Here is an 18874-nt window from a genome sequence, read left to right as displayed (position 1 = left end):
GTTCTCCGTGGCGAAACCGTCCAGTTCCGGATGTCGCTTGATACGGCGAGGCGCGGGCTGTCGAGGAGGTGGGTGTGGCGCTGCGCCGAGGACAGCACGCCGGCGGCCTCGCGGTCGGCCTTGCCGAGCTGGCGGGCGGCGGCGCGGGCCACCAGGCCGTCCGCCGCGCCCGCGTCGGCCGCCATGGCGCGGAGCAGGGCGTCCCACTCGCGGGGCGGGAGCGTCAGCAGCCGGCGCAGCTCCGGCAGCCCGCGCCGGCCTTCCCCACCGCGGCAGGCGAGGTGCAGGAGGAGGCCGGCGATCAGCGCCTTCGCCTCCTCGTTCCAGTGCGCCTCGGCCACCTGGCCCGGCGGGTCGAAGACGAGCGCGTCGGCGAGCGTCGCGGCGTCGTCCGCCAAGTCGGGGGAGGCGGGATCGAGGACCGCAGCCGGATCGTAGCAGGCGGCCGGCTGCCCCGACGCGCCGAAGGGGTCGAGGACCCACACGGGGCCGAAGCGCCGGCGGGCGCGGACGGCGATGCGGGCGTTCTCGCCCTTCGGGTCCACGCAGACCACGGGCCGGTCGGCGAGGAGGAGGTTCGGCAGCACGGTGCCGGTGCCCTTGCCGGAGCGGGTGGGGGCGACCGTCAGGAGGTGCGCCGAGCCGGCGTGGCGCAGCAGTGGGCCGAAGACGCGCCCCCGGCCCTCGCCGCGGCCAACGAGCAGCGCGGCGGGGTCGGTGGCGAGGGCGGGAGCGGCAAGTTCGCGTATTAGCTCCCGCTGCCCCATCCACGCGGCCGAGCCCATCACGTCGGGCGGGGCCGGGCGGCGGAAGGCGGCGAGGAAGCCGAGGACAGCCATGACGAGGCCGCTCAGGAGGATGCCGCCGCTCCACACCACGTCGCCCCAGCCCTTGGGCGCGAACTGGCCGAGCACGGCGAACACCACGAAGCCGACGAGCATCCCGACCAGGCCGGCGGTGGCGGCGCGCACGGTGGCGTTGCCGAGGCGCCAGGTGAAGGCGACCGCGCGCCACGCGGCGAGCAGTGCCCCGCTCACGGCAAGGAGCCCCCTTCCTCCTGCCCAGGCGTGCCGGCGGCGGCCTCGCGGTCCGCGTCAAAGGCGCGCAGCCCCGCCCGGCGCCAGCGCGCGCGGAGGTGCGCCGGGTCGTCGTCGCCGGTGCCGCGCAGGCCCGCCGCGGCCTCCAGCAGCGCGCCGAGCATCGTGGCGCGGTCGTCGTCGGTCAGCTCCACCAGGCCGGCCTTGGCGACGAGACCGCCCAGCTCGATGAGGTGCCGCGTCCGCTCCCGGCGTGCCCTGGCCCAGTCGCGGGTGTCGGTGCGGGCACGGTCGGTCGTGATCCGGTTACGTGCCACCGCCAGCCGCCGGAGTGCCCGATCCAGTCTCGCCAGCTCCGTTCGGAGTGCCGCCGGGTCCGGCCTTCCCCTTCCCGCCTCGCTTGGCGCCGTCGCGAAAGAAGGCCGCGCCGCGTTCGGTCCACCTCGCGACGGCTTCGGGCTGCTTCTTTGACTGTTCGACGGCGGCGAGCAGGGCGCCCGCCAAGGCCTCGACGGGGAGGGTGTCGGCGCCCGTCACCTGGACCAACTCGCCGAGCTGCACCGTCTTCTGGCCCTTGAGCTTCTTGGCGCGCTCCATGAGGGCTTGCAGCTCGGCATCGAAGTCACGAGGCTTGCGGGCCATCGGCGGTCTCTCACCACGACACGGTGGAACGAAGCGTGACCCTACCAGGGGCCGAGCACCGCGTCACGGCCTACCGGAGCGCAGCGGAGTAGGTAGGGAAGTGCGCGCTTATACATCGCGTTGCGACGTGCGCGGGCCGGCTGCTAGGCTGCCGGCCAGGAGCACCGGGGCCGGGAGGGCGGCGGGCGCGTGGCGATCTACCACTTCTCCGCCAAGGTAATCGGGCGCGGCGCGGGCCGGAGCGCCGTGGCGGCGGCGGCCTATCGCGCGGCCGAGCGGCTGCACGACGAGCGGCTCGGGCGCGACCACGACTTCACGGCCAAGGCCGGCGTCGTGCATTCGGAGATCCTCACCCCAGAGGGTGCGCCCGAGAGGTGGCGCGACCGCGCGACGCTGTGGAACGAGGTGGAAGCGACCGAGCGGCGGAAGGACGCGCAGCTCGCCCGCGACGTGGAGGTGGCGCTGCCGCGCGAGCTGTCGCGGGCCGAGGCCGTCGCGCTGGCCCGTGATTTCGTCCGACAGGAGTTCGTCTCCCGCGACATGGTGGCTGACCTCAACGTGCATTGGGGGGTGGGCCGGGACGGCGAGGCGCAGCCGCACGCGCACGTCATGCTGACGATGCGCCGGGTCGAGGGCGACGGGTTCGGACCGAAGGCGCGGGACTGGAACAGCACCGAGCTTCTACAGGGCTGGCGCGAGCGGTGGGCCGACATGGCCAACCAGCGCCTTCACGAGCTGGGGCACAACGCCCGCATTGATCACCGCAGCTTCGCCGCGCAGGGCATCGCGCTGGAGCCGCAGGGCAAGGTGGGGCCGGCGGGGGAGAGGCGCGCGGAGCGGGGCGAGGACGCCGAGCGCCGCGCCGAGCACGACGCCATCGCGCGGCGCAACGGGGAGCGCATCGCGGCGGACCCGGCACTCGCGCTGGACGCGCTGACGCGGCAGCAATCCACCTTCACGCGCCAGGATCTCGCGCGCTTCGTGTCGCGGTACACGGACGGGGCCGAGCAGTTCGCGTCCGTCATGGCGAAGGTCGAGGCGGCGCCGGAGCTGGTGCGACTCGGCCAGGACGGGCGGGGGCGGGAGCGCTTCACCACACGGGAGATGCTCGCGGCCGAGCGGCAGATGGAGGAGGCCGGGGCGGCGCTCGCGCACTCCCCCGCGCACCGGGTCGAGCGGGTGGTGGCCGAGCGCGCCCTGCGCTCGGCCGAGGTGCGGGGCCTGCGGCTCGGGGCGGAGCAGCGAGACGCCCTGCGGCACGTCGCAGAGGGCGGCGATCTGGCGCTGGTGGTCGGCTACGCGGGGACGGGCAAGAGCGCGATGCTGGGCGTGGCGCGCGAGGCTTGGGAAGGCGCGGGCTACCGGGTCAGGGGCGCGGCGTTGTCTGGCATCGCGGCCGAGGGCCTGGAGGCCGGATCGGGGATCAAGTCGCGCACGCTCGCCAGCCTCAAATGGGGTTGGCGGGAGGGCCGCGAGGGCGACCGCCTCACGTCGCGCGATGTGCTGGTGGTGGACGAGGCCGGGATGGTCGGCTCGCGGCAGATGGAGCGGGTGCTGAGCCACGCCCGCGAGGCCGGCGCGAAGGTGGTGCTGGTGGGTGACCCGGAGCAGCTCCAGGCCATCGAGGCCGGGGCGGCGTTCCGCGCCTTAGCGGAGCGGCACGGGGCCGCGGAGCTGGGGGAGGTGCGGCGGCAGCGGGAGGGGTGGCAGCGCGACGCCACGCGCGAGCTGGCCACGGGGCGCACGGCCGACGCGCTCCTCCGCTACGAGCGGGCCGGCGGCGTGCGGGGGCACGGCAGCGAGGAGGAGGCGCGGGCGGCCGTCGTGGCGGGCTGGGCGGCCGAGCGTCGGGACGATCCACACGCCTCCCGCGTCATGCTGGCGCACACGCGCGCCGACGTGGCGGAGCTGAACCGGCTGGCGCGGGAGGCGATGCGAGGCGCCGGCCAGTTGGGGACCGAGCACCAGGTGCAGACGGAGGCCGGGCCGCGCGCGATGGCGGCGGGCGACCGGGTCATGTTCCTCCGCAACGAGCGCGGGCTCGGCGCCGGGCCGGGCGGGTGCAGCGGTGCCGCCGTGAAGAACGGCACGCTCGGGACGGTGCTGGCCGTGGAGGCCGGGGGCGAGCGGCTGACGGTTGCGCTGGACGGCGTGGGCGGCGCAGCGAGGCAGGGGCCAGCGGTGACGTTCTACCTCCGCGACTACGCGCACCTGGACCACGGCTATGCCGCCACCGTCCACAAGGCGCAGGGCGTGACGGTGAGCCGGGCGCACGTGCTCGCCGGCGCTGGGATGGACCGGCACAGCGCCTACGTCGCGCTGACGCGGCACCGCGAAGGCGTGCAGCTCCATTGGTCGGCCGAGGCGATGGGCGACCGCGAGGGGCTGGCGCGCACCCTGTCGCGGGCGCGGCCGAAGGACACAAGCCTCGACTACGACGGGCCGGGCCAGGTCGCGGCCTTCGCGGAGCGGCGCGGCCTCGCGCCGGCGGGCGACATCGCTGTGCGCACGCCGGGCGGCGAGGGCGGCAGGAGAGTACGAACGGAGCCGGCACGAGAGGCGCCGCCCGCGCCTCTGCTGCCGGCCCTCCGCGACCCGTGGGGCCGCGACAGCCTCGGCCGCGCCGCGACGCTCGGCGACCTGCGCGCGGCGGCCGACGCCGACCCGCGGGTGCGCCGGGCCGAGGAGGACCGGGCACACTGGATCGCGTCCGCCTACCGCGACCCGGAGGCCGCACGCGCCCGGCTCGATGCCGTGCTGGCCGCCGAGGGCGGGGATCTCCAGCGGGCGGCGGCGCGGCTGCGCGAGGCCGGGCCGGAGGCGCTCGGGCGGCTGAACGGGCGCGAGGGCTGGTTCGCCGGGCAGGAGGCCGCGTGGCGGCGGATGAACGCGCGCGGCGCGGCCCACTCCGTCGTGCGGAGCCTGGAGGACGAGGCGGGGCACCGGGAGCGGGCGGCCGAGGCGTGGCGGGACGCCGTGGAGGCGCAGCGCGGGCGCGACGCGGTGGAGGTGCCGGGCCTGTCGCCGGCGGCGTGGCGGGCGCTGGAGGACGTGGCGCGCGCCCGCGCCGAGGCCGACCGGCGGGCGCGGCCGGGCGAGGGCTGGCACGCGGCGGAGGCGCGCCGCGACGCGCGGGTGGCGCTGGCGTGGGAGCGCGGGCGGCGGGCCGGCGTGGTGGAGGAGATCGGCCGCTTCCTGGAGGCGGCGCGGGCGCGGCTGGGCGAGGAGGGCGTGCGCGGCGCGCTGCGGGCGGCGTCGCGGGGCGGGGCGGCGGAGGTGCCCGGGGCGAAGCGCGAGCAGGCCCGCGACCTGGCGCGGCTCGCGCGCGGGGTGTCCCTGGCGGAGGAGGGCGCGGAGCGGCACCGGTCGCACGGGTGGCGCGTGCAGGAGCGGCAGCGCGAGCGGAAGGCGGAGGTGGCGGCGGAGAAGGCGAGGTCCGCGGAGCGGCAGCGGCACGGGCTGCCGCCCCTGTCGACCAAGGAGCAGCGGCGGGAGCGCGAGCAGCACCGCCAGCGGCAGGGGCCGCGGCTCAGCATGTGATGTGCCGGGCAAAGCGAGCTGACTAACCCCGTATCATACTGTCAAACGCCGGGCAGACGCATCGTTACGACTCAGTCCGATGCAGGGTAATGCCGCCGATCACGAGGAGGATGCCCGCCAGCTCGACGGGCGCAGACATCTGGCCCAGCACGATCAGGCCAAATGCGGATGTGACCGAAGCGGACGCTGATCGCGAAACCAGTCGCGTCGCTCAGGTCCGGGTGTTCCGGCCTTCGCTCGCCGGCTCGCCGGCGTGCGGCCGATCTTCGGCCTCATCCCGCCGGTCCTGCTCTCGCACGAGCCAGTAGACGCCGCCCAGCGCGAGCGCCGCCGCCGCGAGGCCGAGCAGCTTCACCGCCTCGGTCTCGGCGAGGTCGAGGATGACGAACTTCCGCGCGATCGCCAGCAGCGCGATGAGCACGACGGTGCGCACCTGGATTATGCTGTGGCGCCGCTCCAGCACGCCGAGGAGGGTGTGGTTGAACTCGAGGGCGATCAGCACGGTCAGGATCATGCCGAAGATCACCTGGAACACGGCGGGCTCGGCCGGGTCCACGACGCCGAGCAGCAGCAGCCCCGCGACGCGCACCAGCAGCACGCCGAGCGCGGCGACGACGACGCCGGCGATCACCAGCGTCAGGACGAAGCAGATGACCTGCTCGAAGCGCTCGTAGAAGCCGAGGCCGGGCCACGCCGCGCGCGCCTCGGAGAAAGCGTCGAGCCCGGCCCGCCAGGTCCGTTGCGGGCCCGGCAGAGCCGTGTCCTTGACTGCCTCGCCGTCCGCCATCGGTTCCCGCCTTTCGATCCAGCCTGTCCGGCCAACCGCCGGCCTTCGGCACGGTTCCCTCGCCGGGTAGGCCCGTGGCAAGGGAGGGAAATCGGCCAGTGCTTGCTGGCGAACGCTTGGACGGTTCGCGTAATCGGGGCAAAACCTGGGGCGGTCGGCGCGGTCAGGCAGGCTGGCCTCGGCAGCGGATGAGGCTGGGCAGGTCCGCGACGAGCTGGGTGTCTGGCACGCGGAGCCTGCTGCCGAGGTAGTCCCAGAAGCTGAGGCCGAGCTTGCGACAGGTTTTGGCGAGGCCGAGGAAGGCGTTGCGGCAGTCGCGGCCGGTGTCGGAGCGGGTGCCGCCGCTGACCTGGCGCTTGGTGACCTGGCAGCGGATGTCGTTTTCCGAGCCGTTGGTGTGCAGCGGGATCTCCGGGCGGTCGAGCACCAGGAGCAGCTCGGCCTTGTTGGCGTGTAGGCGCCCGAGCAGCCGGTCCAGGAGGACGAAGCCGGTGCGGCGGTTGAAGATGCGGTCGAAGCGGGCACGCAATTCGGCGCGCCGGCGGGGGGTGGGGCCGGCGCGATACGCCTTGAGGTCGGCATAGAACCACCAGATCAGCCCGCGCACGTGCTGCTGGGCGGCGCGTTGCGCCTCGGTGAAGGCCTCCAGCTTGTGCACCAGGCGCTCGGCATGGATCCAACACAGCGCGTGCTCGCCAACCTTGAACTGCCCGGCGTCGTCGCTGACGATGACGGCCTCGTTGAGGAAGCCGTGCGCGGCCACCGCGCCCCACAGCGCGCCTTCGGTGGCCAGGCGCTCCGGGTCGGGGGTCACCTGCGGGGCGGTGATGCCGAGCCGCTCGAGATGCCGCCGCCAGGCGGCCCGGTCAGCGAACTGCCGCGCCTCATGCACGGCGGCGGCCAGTCGCTGCACCACCGTCCCGGCCAGGCCGTGCTCGCGCATGTACTGCAGGGCCAGGTCGTTGATCACGTAGTCGGTGTGCCCGGCGCGCAGCAGCTCCAGGAAATTCTGCCGGCTCTTGCTGCCGGTCGTGCCGAACCAGGCAAAGCGGTCGTCGCCGATCTGCGTGCAGACCGCGTTGGCGCCGCGGTGCCGCGCTCCGGTGTCGTCCACCGTCACCCAGGCCGCCGTCTGCAGCCCGGCCCGCAGCACCTCCCGGTTCTCGGTCAGGAAGTCGCCCTGCCCTTCGATCAGCAGCCGCATCACCTGCCGCTTGGAGATGCTGAGGCCAACCCCCTGCAGCAGCGTCACCAGCCGCTCCACCGTGACCTGTCCCTGATGGTGCTGCATCAGCACGAAGCGCCGCAGCTCCGGCCCGAAGTGGCCGCGGATGCCCTCCGGCAACGGCGCCACCAGCGTCTCCCCCGCCGGCGTCAGCCAGCGCTCGCGGCGGTAGCGCACGGCTCGGGCGGTCAGCACCAGCTCCTGCACCTGATAGAGCTCGTAGCCCCGAAACCGCGAGCCCGCCGGCGGCGTCACCCGCAGCACTTCGCTTTCCACCGCCACCCGTGGCATCACCTTGCCCCGGCCGCGCCGCTTGCCACGCTTGCCGCCAGGCTTGGGCGTGGTCGCCGCCTCCATGCCGCTCGGCTTGATCGTCGGCCGACCCTTCAGCCCCTTCAGCCGCGCGTTCTCCTCGCGCAGCGCCGCCACCAACTCTGTCAGCTCCGACACACGGCCGAGCAGTTCCCCCACCAGGGCTTCCAGCGCCTCACGCGACAGCTCGGATAGGTTGGGTGGCGGCGACATCCCCGCAGCCAACCGTACCCACTCCCGTCAGGGAAGTCTCACAGCCGTACCAATCCCGGGGTTGTGCCCCGATTACCGGTTCGCCCCGTAAGATGTTGCGAATAATCAAGAAACTCGTCCGCTTGGACTGCATTCGCCCGTCTGGGCCGCGTGAAAGGGCGGCCAACAACTCAGGAGGAAAGCACCATGGCATCTCGTCTCTTCGGCGGTGGGCTAGTCCCGACGGGGGGCGACCCGTTCGGTATGCTGCACCGCGAGGTGAACCGCGTCTTCGACGAGGTTTTCCGCGGCATGCCCGTGGCCACGCGCGGCGCGGCGGTGATGGGCGGCTTCGCGCCGAGCCTCGACGTGCGCGAGACGGAGGGGGGGCTCGAGATCGCAGCCGAGCTCCCGGGGATGTCAGAGAACGACATCCAGCTCAACCTCGAGGGCGACCTGCTGACGCTCTCCGGCGAGAAGCGCGAGGAGCGCAAGGGGGAGGAGGGCGGGCTGCACCTGACGGAGCGCAGCTTCGGCCGCTTCCAGCGCGCCTTCCGCCTGCCCTACCGCCCGGACCCGGGCCAGGTGAAGGCGGAGTTCGACAAGGGCGTGCTGCGCATCAGCCTGCCGCGCCCGCAGCAACAGCAGGGTGGCGGGCGCATCCAGATCCAGGCGGGCGGCGGGCAGCCGCAGCAGCCGCAGATCGGTGGCGAGGCCGGGGCCGCTCAGCCCTCGAACGATGCCGCGCCGGGACAGCACGGCAAGGCGTCCTAGGTGTCAAACGGCGCGGAAACGGGACCCCGGATCGGCGTCGAATAGGGACCCCCTTTTGATGTGGTGATGCGCGCTGCGGTCGTCCGGCCCAGAGCCGTAGGCGGAGGGGCGGACGACCGCAGCGCGGCGCAGGTTGGGATGGACGGCTCAGGCGCGGTTCTTGAATCGCCAGCTCTCGTTGCCGGTCTCGACGATGTCGCAGTGGTGCGTCAGACGGTCGAGCAGGGCCGTGGTCATCTTGGCGTCGCCGAACACGCTCGGCCATTCGCCAAAGGCCAGGTTGGTGGTCACCAGCACTGATGTCTGCTCGTAGAGACGGCTGACCAGGTGGAACAGCAACTGCCCGCCAGATTGGGCAAACGGCAGATAGCCGAGTTCGTCGAGGACGACGAAATCCATCCGGCACAGATGGTCCGCCAGCCGTCCCTGGCGTCCCCCACGGCTCTCCGCCTCGAGCCGGTTCACCAGGTCGACCACGGTGTAGAACCGCCCTCGCGCGCCGCTGCGGATCAGCGCACGGGCAATCGCGATGGCAAGGTGCGTCTTCCCCGTGCCGGTGCCGCCGACCAGCACCACGTTGCGCTGATGGGCCAGGAAGTCGCCGGTGGCGAGATCGCGCACCAGGGCCTCGTTGATCGGCGTGCCCTCGAACCGGAAGTCGTCCACGTCCTTCGCCAGCGGTAGCTTCGACGCGGTGATCTGGTACTTGATCGACCGCGCCTGCTTCTCGGCGATCTCGGCGCCGACGAAGTCGCCGATGACCTGTTGCGGCTCGTGCTGGCGCTTCACCGCCGCGGTGATGATCTGGTCGAACGCCGACCTCATGCCGAACAGCTTCAGCTCGCCCATGCTGGCGAGGATTTCGGACCGCTCCATCAGACGCTTCTCCTCAGGCTGTCATAGCGGGCGCAATCGGCCAGCGGCTCGTGCCGCAGCCGCAGGGCGTCGGGGGTGAGGATGGTCAGCGGCGCCGGTGGCTCGCGCTGGCGGGCCAGGATGTTCAGCACCACGTCGGCCGAGTGCACGCCGTCCCGCAACGCCTCGGCACAGGCCGCCTCGACCGCCGCCAGGCCGTCGCTCAGCACGGCGGTGAGGATGTCCACCATCTGCCGGTCGCCATCGGCGACACCGGCCAGCTTCCGCCGTACCCGCTCCAGCGCGCCGGGCAGCAGCCAGTCCTTAAACGGCGCGCCGTTGCGCCAGGCACCAGGCTTGCGCGCCAGAACCGGCACATAATGCCAGGGATCGAACACCGTCTGGTCGCGGCCGAAACTCCGCCGATGCTCGCCGACCACGCGCCCGTCCTGGCGGATCTCGATCCGCTCGGCATAGGCGCGGATCTCGACCGGACGCCCAACGGCGCCCGCCGCCACCGAGTATTTGTTGCTGTCGAACCGCACCAGGCAGGTCTTCGAGACCGAGGCCGTCACCGCATGGAAACCGTCGAACCGACCCGCATAGGGCACCAGGCTCGGCCGCTCCGCCTCGAACACCTCCCAGATCGTCCGGTCGCGCAATTCGGGATGCCGATGCGCGCGGGCGTGAGCCACGCAGCGGTCCAGCAGCAGCGCATTCAGCTCCTCGTAGCTGTTCACCCGCAGCCGCGGTGAGAAGAACCTCTCGCGCACCATGCCGACCTGATTCTCGACCTGGCCCTTCTCCCAACCCGAGGCGGGCGTGCAGGCGACGGGATCGACCAGATAGTGGCTGCACATCTGCAGGAACCGGCGATTGTAGCTGCGATCCCGCCCCACCAGGATCGCGTCCACTGCCGTCTTCATGTTGTCGTAGATGCCCCGCGTGCAGGCACCGCGAAAGAACGCAAACGCCCGGTCGTGCGCGTCGAACACCATTTCCTGCGTCTCGCGCGGGTAGGCGCGGACGAACAGCATCCGGCTGTGGCACAGCCGGACATGCGCTACCTTCACCGTCACCGTGGTGCCGCCGATCAGCACCACCTCGTGGCTCCAGTCGAACTGGTAGGCCTCGCCCGGCGCGAAGCTCAGCGGCACGAACGCCGCGGCCGCCGTCGAGGTGCGCGATTGCGCCCAGCCCCGCGCATAGCGCCGCACCGTGTCGTAGCCGCCCTCGTAGCCCAGGCCGCGCAGTGCCTCGAACACGCGCATCAGCGTCAGCCGCTCCCGGCTGGCCCGCCCCGCATTCTCCTCCAGCAGCCGATCGAGCTCCGCCTGCCATGCGCCGAGCTTCGGCATCGGCTGACGTGTCCGCTCATAGCGGAACTCCGTCGCGCCAGATCGCAGGACCTTCCGCACCACCTTCCGCGAAAGCCCCAGCTCCCGGCAGATCGCCTTGATCGCCAGGCCCTGCACCAGATGCAGGCGGCGGATCTTCGCTACCGTCTCCACCACCAGCATCCCGAAACAGGCTCCCGGTCATCCCAGGAACCAGCGTGAACCCCATCACCAAGGGGGTCCCGTTTGGACGCCGATCACCCCCTCAGAGGGGGCCTTGTTCCACGCCTATCCACATCCTAGGCTCCACCCGAGGCGGGAGGGGCGCCGCCCCTTCCGTCACCGGCTCCGATGAGTGTCGAGGAGACAGCCCCTGTGTCCGACCGACTCTGTGACATCTGCCACGCCCGCCCCGCCACGATCCGCGCCCAGGTCGTCAGCGACGGGCGGCGCGAGACGCTGGACCTCTGCGAGCCCGACTACCGCCGCCTCGCCGCGCGCAGCCGCCGGGCGAGCTCGCCGCTCGAATCCCTCTTCGGCGGGGGAGGCCTCTTCGACGAGTTCTTCGGCGGCGACGACCGGTTCCGCGGCTTCGGACGGGGTGCCGACGAGAACGGACCGGGCGGCACGTCCATCCCGATCGGCGGCGGCGACGCGCGTGGGCGCACGAGGCGGGGCGGCGCCTCCGGTGGCATCGCCGAGCGCCTCTCCGAGCACGCGACCGGGCTGCTGCAGGACGCCGCGCGCACCGCGCAGGAATGGGGCCGGCGCGAGGTGGACACCGAGCACCTGCTGCACGCGCTGGCCGACAGCGACGTGGTCCGCACGACGCTCGATCAGTTCAAGGTCTCGGCCGATGAGCTGCGCGACGGACTCGCGCGCGACGCGAGGCGCGACGAAGGGGGCCGGGATGCGGCGAAGGGCGGCGAGATCGGCGTCTCGCCGCGCGTGAAGGACGCGCTCTCGCGCGCCTTCGCCGCCTCCCGCGAACTCGGCCACAGCTACGTCGGGCCGGAGCACCTGCTGATCGGCCTCGCGGAGGAGGACGAGGGCGTGGCCGGGGCCACGCTGCGCCGCCTCGGCCTGACGCCGCAGGCGCTGCGCCAGCAGATCGTGAAGGTGGTCGGGCGCGGCGCCGAGGAGGGCCGTGTCGAGCGCCCGACGAACACGCCGAACCTCGACAAGTATGCCCGCGACCTCACGAAGCTGGCTGAGGAGGGCAAGCTCGACCCGGTGATCGGCCGCGCGCGCGAGATCGAGACGACGATCGAGGTGCTGGCGCGGCGCAAGAAGAACAACCCCGTGCTGATCGGCGAGCCCGGCGTCGGCAAGACCGCGATCGTCGAGGGCCTGGCCCAGCGCATCGTCGCCGGCGAAGTGCCGGAATCGCTGCGCGGCAAGCGCCTCGTCGAGCTGTCGATCAACGCGATGGTGGCGGGCTCGAAGTACCGGGGCGAGTTCGAGGAGCGTGTGCAGCAGATCCTGAAGGAGGTGCAGTCGCAGCAGGAGAGCCTCGTGCTCTTCATCGACGAGATCCACACCATCGTCGGCGCCGGCCAGGGCGGCGGCGAGGGCGGGCTCGACATCGCCAACGTGTTCAAGCCCTCACTCGCGCGCGGCGAGCTGAACCTGATCGGCGCTACCACGCTCAACGAGTACCAGAAGCACATCGAGAAGGACGCCGCGCTGGAGCGGCGCTTCCAGCCCGTCCTCGTGCCGGAGCCGACGGTCGAGCAGGCGGTCATGATCCTGCACGGCCTGCGCGACACGCTGGAGGCGCACCACAAGGTCACGATCACCGAGGAGGCGATCGCGGCGGCGGTCGAGCTCTCCGACCGCTACGTCACCGGCCGCTTCCTGCCGGACAAGGCCATCGACCTCATCGACCAGGCCGCGGCGCGGGTGAAGATCAGCACCACCGCGCGGCCCGTCGAGGTGCAAGAGATGGAGGCGGAGCTGCGCCAGCTGAAGCGCGAGGGCGACTACGCCAGCGCGCGCAAGCAGTTCGACCGCGCGAAGGAGATCCAGGGTCGGCACGACGCCAAGGGGAAGCAGCTGGAGGAGGCGACGGAGGCTTGGCGACGCGCGCGCGGCTCCGGCACCGCGGAGGTGCGGGCCGAGCACGTCGCGCAGGTGGTCTCGAAGCTCACCGGCATCCCGGTCACCGAGCTGACCACCGAGGAACGCCAGCGCCTGACGCGGCTGGAGGAGCGGCTGCACCAACGCGTGGTCGGCCAGGAGGAGGCGGTGAAGGCCGTCAGCGACGCCGTGCGCCTCGCCCGCGCCGGGCTGCGCGAGGGGCGGCGCCCCGTGGCGACCTTCCTCTTCCTCGGCCCCACGGGCGTCGGCAAGACGGAGCTCGCCAAGGCGCTGGCGGAGGCGGTGTTCGGCGACGAGGACGCGATGATCCGCCTCGACATGAGCGAGTACATGGAGCGCCATGCGGTCGCCCGCTTGATCGGCGCGCCGCCCGGCTACGTCGGCTACGAGGAGGGCGGGCAGCTGACGGAGCGCGTGCGGCGCCGTCCCTACTCTGTCGTGCTGCTCGACGAAATCGAGAAGGCGCACCCCGACGTCTACAACAGCCTGCTGCAGGTCTTCGACGACGGGCGCCTAACGGACGGCAAGGGCCGGGTGGTGGACTTCACCAACACCGTCATCATCGCGACCTCCAACCTCGGCGCCGATCGGATCCAGCGGCACCTGCGCGAGCGGCGCGGCGCGGACGTCGCGGCGCAGGCGGCGCTCAAGGCGGAGGTCATGGAGGTGCTGCGCGGCCACTTCCGCCCCGAGTTCATCAACCGCATCGACGAGATCATCGTCTTCCACGCGCTCGGGAAGGAGCAGATCCGTGAGATCGTCTTGCTCCAGCTGGAGCGGGTGAAGCGCACCGCGCGTGGCCAGGGCATCGCGCTGGAGATCGACGGGAGCCTGCTCGACCACATCGCCGCCGCCGGCTTCCGGCCGGAGTTCGGCGCGCGCGAGCTGCGCCGCCTGATCCGCTCGGAGCTGGAGACGCAGCTCGCCGGTGCGTTGCTCGGCGGCGAGGTGAAGGCGGGCGACACGGTGACCGCGCGCTGGGATGCGGGCGGCGGCCGTGTGGTGCTGGAGCCGCAGCCGCGGATCGAGGCGCAACCGCAGGAAGCCGACGCATCGTCGCCTCCGCCGGACGCCGCGAACGAGGCTGGTGGCACCACCGGCCCGCGAGAGGCCGCCGAGTAGGGAGGCGGAGCGGCTATGGCCGGACTGGGGGACATGGCGGAAGTGGCCGATCGAAGGTCGCACCCGTCCCGGGTGCCGGCTCTCCTGCCGGGGACGTCCATGCCGGTCGCAGGCGACCGGCCCGTGGTGCGCATCCACCAGCCGGGGCGCTCCGTCACCCAGTCCGGACCCGGCCAGAGGCGATGGGTCCTGGAGTTCAAGCCCCAGGCGGCGCCGTTCACCGATCCCCTCACCGGCTGGACGGGCGGCGCCGATCCGCTCGCGCACGTGCGGCTCGACTTTCCCGACGCGAGAAGTGCCATCGCCTACGCCGAGCGGCAGGGCTGGTCCTACGAGGTCGAGGAGCCTCCGCCCCGACGACTCCAGTACAGGAGCTACGCGGATCGGCTTCGATACGAGTTGGCCGACACGTTCGGGCGCGTGCAGCCATGGGAGGGCGCGCCGCGAGCGGCCACCGGTGGGCAGCACGACCGCCAAGTGGGCCGGACGGATCGCGTGGCCGACGAGGAAGCGGACGATACCGAGGCGGTGCTGCGGGACGTCGTCGAGGAGGCGGGCCTCGAATCCTTCCCGGCCAGCGACCCGCCGGCATGGACCGGGACGGCGGTCGCCTGACAGCGCGCGAAGAGGAGCCTTGCCATGAGCGCATCCACGAACGAGGGCACGACCCCTGCTCCGTCCCACCCGGCCGTACCTGGCGAGAGGCCCGCGGCGGATGCGGCCATGAGCGCGCTGCTGGCGCAGAACTGGTGGGCCGTCGCGCTGCGCGGCGTCTGCGGCATCGTGTTCGGGCTGATCGCGCTGGTCTTGCCCGGCGCGGCCATGCTGTCCCTCGCGCTATTCTTCGCGGCCTACCTGCTCGTCGACGGCTCCTTCGGGATCGTCGCCGCGGTGCGCGCCGCGCGCACCGGCGAGCGGTGGGGCCTGCTGCTCGCCGAAGCCTTGCTCAACCTCGCCATGGGCTTGATTGCGTTCTTCTTTCCGGCGGGCGCCGTGCTCGCCTTCGTGCTCGTCACCGCCGCATGGGCGCTGATCACGGGCGGGCTGATGCTCGGAGCGGCGTTCCGGCTGGCAAGGAGCCATGGACGCATCTGGCTCGCACTCGGCGGCATCGTGTCGATCATCTGGGGCGTGTTGCTCGTCCTCGCGCCGATCGCCGGCGCGTTGGTGCTGACCTGGTGGCTCGGCGGCTACGCCATCGCCTTCGGCGTCGTTCTCCTCGTGCTTGCCTTCCGGCTGCGCCGCCAGTGCGGCCGGGACGCGGGAACGACAGCCTCGCAGGGCGCATGAGTCGTCGGCGCGGGAAATCTGCCCCGGTGTTCGGAGGCGGGGGTTCGCAACAGCAAGGAGAACAGCATGTCCAAACGGTTCGTCGTGACGGCCGCCGCGGCCGCGGCCCTGACAGGCGCCGCGGCGCTCGCCCAGACGGCTCAACCCACGGTCCCGGCGCCAACCCCGACCCCGGCGCCCGCGCCGAGCGCCGGGGTCGGGCCGAACCAGACCTTGCCGGGCTGGGGCGGCACTCCGGCTCCGCAGCCCGGGCAGCCCGCCCCGCCCGGCGGCTTGGTGACCGTCGTTCCAGGCGCTGTGGTGGTCACCTACTACGCGGTGCAGCCGGCCGACATGACCGCCTCGAACCTCATGCGCACCGAGGTGCGCAACATGCAGGACGAGCGGATCGGCCGCATCGAGGATCTCGTCATCGGCAACGGGCGGGAGGTCACCGCCGTCGTGATCGGCGTCGGCGGCTTCCTCGGTATCGGAGAGCGCTTTGCAGCCGTGCCGCCGAGCGCGGTCGTGCTCACGCGTCAGCCGGACGGCGGCATGCGGGCGGTGGTGGACGCGACGCGCGAGCAGCTGCGCAACTCGCCGGAGTTCCGCTTCGAGGGCAACGTCCGGCGCTGATGCGCGAGGAGGCGAGTTGCGTCCGTGATCTGGTGCTCACGGAAGTGATGCTCGACCGCTCGTCTGTCGCGTTGCCGGCAGGGGGGAGGGCCAAGGCCCTCTCCCCCTTCGTAAGTCCGGCTTTCACGTTTTTCCGGTCGGCGCGGGGGCCGAGCCGTCAGCTGGGCATCAGTACATGCAGGGCCAGGGCCAAGTGGCCGAGACCGAGCAGGATATGCGCGAACGCTTCCATGACAAACCTCCTTTCAGCGCCTTTGATGCGCTGAAGGAGCTAGCCATCACGACCATTCGAGGTGTCGAAAAAGGCGTTCGAGCCCTCGAATAACCGGTTCGAGACCTTGGCCTCGCAGGCTGACTGCGCAGGTGTAGCGACTCTAAACCACCGTTTAGAGTCGCTACAGCACCGCCCCGGACCCGCCGCCCGTGACCGCCGCCTCCCCTTCCCCCGCCTTCGTCGCCTACTACCGCGTCAGCACCGACCGCCAGGGCCGCTCCGGGCTAGGGCTGGACGCGCAGCGCGAGGCGGTGGCGCGCTTCCTCGCCGCCCGCCCCGGCGCCGCGCTGCTCGGCGAGTTCACCGAGGTGGAGAGCGGCCGGCGCGCCGACCGCCCGCAGCTCGCCGCGGCGCTGGCCCTGGCGCGCCGGCGGCGGGCGACACTCGTCATTGCCAAGCTCGACCGGCTCGCCCGGTCGGTCGCCTTCATCGCCGGGCTGATGGAGGGCGGCGCGCCGTTCGTGGCGTGCGACAACCCGCACGCCACGCCGCTCACCATCCACATCCTCGCCGCCGTCGCCCAGCACGAGCGGGAGGCGATCTCGGCGCGCACCAAGGCGGCGCTCGCCGTGGCGAAGGCGCGGGGAATCAGGCTGGGCAACCCGGATGCCGGCCCCGCGCGCGAGCTGGCGGCGGCGGCGAACCGGGCCGCGGCGGCGCGGCGGGCCGAGGCCGTGCGCCCGCTGGCCGAGCGCCTCGCCAGTCAGGGCCTGAGCCTTCGCTCCATTGCCCGCGAGCTGGAGGAGCACCGCGTGCCCACGGCACGCGGCGGGCGGTGGCACGCGGCCAGCGTGCGCACCCTGTTGCGCGGCCGCCACGGACCCGCCCCGGCTTAAGGAGGCAGGGCGAATCACATTGACCTCATCTTTGAATGCGATGACCTTGATGGCGTTTTGATATGAAAGTCATCGCAAGGTGATCGTCACCATCGGCAACACCAAAGGCGGCGTCGGCAAGACCACCCTTGCCGTCCAGATCGCCCTTTCCCGCGCGCTCGCAGGCCGCGACGTGTGGCTGATCGACGGGGACCGGCAGGGCACGTCGCAAACGGCCATCGCCATCCGCTCCGACGCGGGCCGGAAACCTGGCATCGCCTGCTCGCAGTACGCCGACGGCCCCGTCCTGCGCGCCCAGGTGCAGCAGCAGGGACGCAAGTTCGACGACGTGATCATCGACGCCGGCGGCCGGGACTCCACCGCGCTCCGCGCCGCCCTCGTCCTGTCGGACGTGCTCCTCGTCCCCTTCCAGCCGCGGTCGGTGGACGTGTGGGCGCTCGCCGACATTTCGGCCCTGGTGGAGGAGGCCCGGTCGCTGCGCGACGGGTTCCGAACCTACGCGGTGCTCAACTGCGCGGACCCTGGAACCGCGTCCGCCGACAACGCGGACGCCGCCGCGGCGCTCGCCGAGCACCCCCAGCTCGTCCACCTCGACGCCCCCGTCCGTCGGCGCAAGGCGTTCGCCAACGCGGTCGGCCAGGGCCTTTCTGTGGAGGAGCTGGCGCCCCGCGACCCAAAAGCGTGCGAGGAGCTGGCGACATTGGTTCGCACAGTGTTTGACGTGCAAGATGCATCCATCTTGCAATCAAGGTAATATGAAATGGCGATCACGAAGCCGGTGAGGCCCAAGACCCCGGAGAGCTTCATCTCCGGCGCCCCGGACGCCGTTCCCCAGCCCAGGGGCGTGCGGCGGGGAACGAAGCAGCAGATCACGCTCACCATCGCCCCGGAGCTGCTGGCCAAGGTGGACGAGATGGCGGAGCGGATGGGGCAGAGCCGCGCCGCCCTCATCAACCTCGCGATCTACCGCACCATCGAGCGGGGCAGCCCGTGAGCGGCAACGGGCGCGCCGAGGGGACAGGCGACGCGGCGCCGCAGGGCGACCTCTTCGGCCTGGGCGGGGCGGCGCTGCCGCCCACGTCGGCGCGCATCGTCAAGCTCGGCGGGGAGATCGCGGGAAGCCCGCCCGAGCGGCCCGACTACCTCCATTCTGTCCTCTGCCAAGTCGGGCTCCCGCGCCGCCGCGTGGAGGGCACGACCTTCGAGCGCACGAACGGCAATGCCTCCCTTCTGGTCGAGGCCGGGAAGCTTTGGAACGGCAAGGACTGGCTGCCCCAGCCGCTGCCCTACGGCACGCGCCCGCGCCTCGCCCTTGTCCACCTCAGCAGCGAGGCCGTGCGCACCCGCTCGCCCTCGGTGGAGGTGGGGCACTCCGTCCGCGAGTTCCTCCTGCGCCTCGGCATCAGCACGGGCGGCGAGGAGTACGCCAACTTCGGCCGGCAGATGCGCGCGCTCGCCGCGTGCCGCATGACCCTCGGCGTTGGCTTGGAAACGCTGGAGGCGAAGCCGATCAAGCGCTTCGCGGCGTGGGTGAGCAGTAGCCCCCACCAGCGTGCCCTTTGGCCCGGCGTGATCGAGCTGACGCCCGAGTTCTACGAATCCCTCGCCGAGAGCGCCGTGCCGCTCGACGCGCGGGCGCTCGGCGCGCTGAAACACTCGGCGCTGGCACTCGACGTGTACTCGTGGCTTGCCCACCGCCTCCACCGCATCCGCGGACGGGCCGGTGCGAAGCTCTCATGGGCCAACCTCCGGGCGCAGTTTGGCCAGGAGTACCGGGACCCCAAGGACTTCAAGCGCGAGATGGCGAAGGCGCTGCGGGCCGTGCTGGCGGTGTACCCAGACGCCCGCGTCGAGCAGGTGGCGGGCGGGCTGGTTCTGATGCCGTCCCGCTCGCCGGTGCCCAAGACCGTCGTGCAGCTCGGCGCGAAGCGCGCGT

17 protein-coding genes are annotated in these 18874 nt (G+C 72.4%); 10 read left to right on the top strand and 7 right to left on the bottom strand.

All coding sequences use genetic code 11. The features are described from left to right. The 3 genes from M0638_RS26295 to M0638_RS26285 all read right to left on the bottom strand — a co-directional run. On the bottom strand, positions 1-1037 hold a 1037-nt coding region (locus tag M0638_RS26295; protein WP_248669918.1), incomplete at its 3' end, for a type IV secretory system conjugative DNA transfer family protein. Then, complete coding sequence (locus M0638_RS26290) at positions 1034-1339, bottom strand: conjugal transfer protein TraD (protein WP_248669919.1); 306 nt, start codon at positions 1337-1339, stop codon at positions 1034-1036. The genes M0638_RS26290 and M0638_RS26295, both read right to left, overlap by 4 nt. A 4-nt stretch (positions 1340-1343) precedes the next feature. Next, entirely contained in the window at positions 1344-1679 is a 336-nt protein-coding gene (locus M0638_RS26285; protein WP_248669917.1) for a conjugal transfer protein TraD, read from the bottom strand. Positions 1680-1868: 189 nt separating this feature from the next. Here M0638_RS26285 and traA point away from each other — a divergent pair, with 189 nt between their 5' ends. Further along, positions 1869-5219, top strand: coding sequence for a Ti-type conjugative transfer relaxase TraA (gene traA, locus M0638_RS26280; protein ID WP_248669916.1), 3351 nt, complete (start codon positions 1869-1871; stop codon positions 5217-5219). A 211-nt stretch (positions 5220-5430) separates the two neighbouring features. Here the strand turns inward: traA and M0638_RS26275 are convergent, their stop codons facing one another. After that, positions 5431-6006, bottom strand: coding sequence for a phosphate-starvation-inducible PsiE family protein (locus tag M0638_RS26275; RefSeq protein WP_248669915.1), 576 nt, complete (start codon positions 6004-6006; stop codon positions 5431-5433). A 163-nt stretch (positions 6007-6169) separates the two neighbouring features. Further along, complete coding sequence (locus tag M0638_RS26270; RefSeq protein WP_248669914.1) at positions 6170-7756, bottom strand: IS66 family transposase; 1587 nt, start codon at positions 7754-7756, stop codon at positions 6170-6172. A 186-nt stretch (positions 7757-7942) separates the two neighbouring features. On the opposite strand from M0638_RS26270, the gene M0638_RS26265 reads away from it, so the two are divergent. Further along, positions 7943-8509, top strand: a complete 567-nt coding sequence (locus tag M0638_RS26265; RefSeq protein WP_248669913.1) for an Hsp20/alpha crystallin family protein — start codon at positions 7943-7945, stop codon at positions 8507-8509. Between the two features lie 147 nt (positions 8510-8656). Here the strand turns inward: M0638_RS26265 and istB are convergent, their stop codons facing one another. Then, positions 8657-9385 (bottom strand): IS21-like element helper ATPase IstB, encoded by a 729-nt coding sequence (gene istB / locus M0638_RS26260; RefSeq protein ID WP_248669912.1) that lies wholly within the window; start codon positions 9383-9385, stop codon positions 8657-8659. Continuing rightward, a complete protein-coding gene (gene istA / locus M0638_RS26255; protein ID WP_248669911.1) occupies positions 9385-10884 on the bottom strand; it encodes an IS21 family transposase in 1500 nt (499 codons plus the stop codon). Before istA ends, istB begins: the two co-directional genes overlap by 1 nt. A gap of 192 nt (positions 10885-11076) precedes the next feature. Here istA and M0638_RS26250 point away from each other — a divergent pair, with 192 nt between their 5' ends. The 8 genes from M0638_RS26250 to M0638_RS26215 all read left to right on the top strand — a co-directional run. Then, positions 11077-13923 carry an ATP-dependent Clp protease ATP-binding subunit gene (locus M0638_RS26250; RefSeq protein ID WP_248669910.1) on the top strand — a complete coding sequence of 949 codons (2847 nt, stop codon included), beginning with the start codon at positions 11077-11079 and terminating at the stop codon, positions 13921-13923. A gap of 123 nt (positions 13924-14046) precedes the next feature. After that, positions 14047-14538, top strand: a complete 492-nt coding sequence (locus M0638_RS26245) for an ETC complex I subunit (RefSeq protein WP_248669909.1) — start codon at positions 14047-14049, stop codon at positions 14536-14538. A gap of 108 nt (positions 14539-14646) precedes the next feature. Then, on the top strand, positions 14647-15213 hold the full coding sequence (locus M0638_RS26240) for an HdeD family acid-resistance protein (RefSeq protein WP_248669908.1): 567 nt from the start codon (positions 14647-14649) through the stop codon (positions 15211-15213). 66 nt (positions 15214-15279) lie between these two features. After that, positions 15280-15828, top strand: a complete 549-nt coding sequence (locus M0638_RS26235; protein ID WP_248669907.1) for a PRC-barrel domain-containing protein — start codon at positions 15280-15282, stop codon at positions 15826-15828. Between the two features lie 423 nt (positions 15829-16251). Then, on the top strand, positions 16252-16938 hold the full coding sequence (locus M0638_RS26230) for a recombinase family protein (RefSeq protein ID WP_248669906.1): 687 nt from the start codon (positions 16252-16254) through the stop codon (positions 16936-16938). A 79-nt stretch (positions 16939-17017) separates the two neighbouring features. Further along, the gene (locus M0638_RS26225; RefSeq protein ID WP_248669905.1) at positions 17018-17692 is read left to right on the top strand and encodes an AAA family ATPase; all 675 of its coding nucleotides are present in this window, start codon (positions 17018-17020) and stop codon (positions 17690-17692) included. A 6-nt stretch (positions 17693-17698) separates the two neighbouring features. Continuing rightward, complete coding sequence (locus tag M0638_RS26220) at positions 17699-17932, top strand: ribbon-helix-helix domain-containing protein (RefSeq protein WP_248669904.1); 234 nt, start codon at positions 17699-17701, stop codon at positions 17930-17932. Beyond that, positions 17929-18874, top strand: a 946-nt coding sequence (locus M0638_RS26215) for a replication protein RepA (protein ID WP_248669903.1), incomplete at its 3' end; no start/stop codon positions are given. The genes M0638_RS26220 and M0638_RS26215, both read left to right, overlap by 4 nt.

This window comes from Roseomonas acroporae (genome assembly GCF_023223525.1).
Taxonomy (GTDB): domain Bacteria; phylum Pseudomonadota; class Alphaproteobacteria; order Acetobacterales; family Acetobacteraceae; genus Roseomonas_E; species Roseomonas_E acroporae.
Note: the sequence above shows the minus strand (reverse complement) of the source record. Positions and strands in the feature narration are given on the sequence as shown.

Excerpts from the sequence above, each read along its gene's own strand:
- istB (WP_248669912.1), bottom strand. The coding sequence starts at position 9,385 with ATGGAGCGGTCCGAAATCCTCGCCAGCATGGGCGAGCTGAAGCTGTTC.
- M0638_RS26240 (WP_248669908.1), top strand. The coding sequence starts at position 14,647 with ATGAGCGCGCTGCTGGCGCAGAACTGGTGGGCCGTCGCGCTGCGCGGC.
- M0638_RS26220 (WP_248669904.1), top strand. The coding sequence starts at position 17,699 with ATGGCGATCACGAAGCCGGTGAGGCCCAAGACCCCGGAGAGCTTCATC.
- M0638_RS26235 (WP_248669907.1), top strand. The coding sequence starts at position 15,280 with ATGTCCAAACGGTTCGTCGTGACGGCCGCCGCGGCCGCGGCCCTGACA.
- istA (WP_248669911.1), bottom strand. The coding sequence starts at position 10,884 with ATGCTGGTGGTGGAGACGGTAGCGAAGATCCGCCGCCTGCATCTGGTG.
- M0638_RS26275 (WP_248669915.1), bottom strand. The coding sequence starts at position 6,006 with ATGGCGGACGGCGAGGCAGTCAAGGACACGGCTCTGCCGGGCCCGCAA.
- M0638_RS26270 (WP_248669914.1), bottom strand. The coding sequence starts at position 7,756 with ATGTCGCCGCCACCCAACCTATCCGAGCTGTCGCGTGAGGCGCTGGAA.
- M0638_RS26265 (WP_248669913.1), top strand. The coding sequence starts at position 7,943 with ATGGCATCTCGTCTCTTCGGCGGTGGGCTAGTCCCGACGGGGGGCGAC.
- M0638_RS26285 (WP_248669917.1), bottom strand. The coding sequence starts at position 1,679 with ATGGCCCGCAAGCCTCGTGACTTCGATGCCGAGCTGCAAGCCCTCATG.